Origin of the sequence: Tissierella sp. (genome assembly GCF_052089545.1) — a bacterium.
GTDB lineage: Bacteria > Bacillota > Clostridia > Tissierellales > Tissierellaceae > Tissierella_A.
Map to the genome: position 1 here is coordinate 2,270 of NZ_JBQDAA010000220.1, position 487 is coordinate 2,756.

Genomic DNA, 487 nt, shown 5'->3' on the forward strand with positions numbered 1-487 from the left:
GATTATGATAAAATTATCTGAACATTGGTAACAGTCTGATTGAGGGGGATTGAATTTGAAATTAACAGATAGATTACTAACAGATGAATTTACTATTGGAGGGGTTTGGTCCGGCAACGCCGATTTTAAAGACTCTGTACCAGGAAATTTGACTTATAGCTATTCTAACAATCAACTCCATGTAGAATTTGTCCATACTGATTTTGGTTTTGGAGAGGTATTTGAAACATTTTATGGTTTGGTAAATAGAACGGAAATTGTAACTTTAATCAATGCTCGCGTCTCAAGTACGAAAGGGAGTAACGTACAGTACACAAAAATAGTTGCAGACAGCATGATTATTGATTCGAAACCTATATCAAATGTAGGTAATTTTTCTCATAGAGAAATTAATTTTACATACACTAATATGGGAGATTGGTTCGGGATAAATCCTTGGAATCACACTAGAGAGAATAATAGTTACTATTATGAAGAACCTTTATTA

At 33.1% G+C, this 487-nt stretch carries 1 protein-coding gene; it reads left to right on the top strand.

The window, feature by feature from the left end; translation table 11 throughout:
* Positions 1-55 precede the first annotated feature (55 nt).
* Positions 56-487 (top strand): hypothetical protein (locus ACTHW2_RS11850; protein WP_442264122.1); only part of this gene is annotated, 432 nt, incomplete at its 3' end.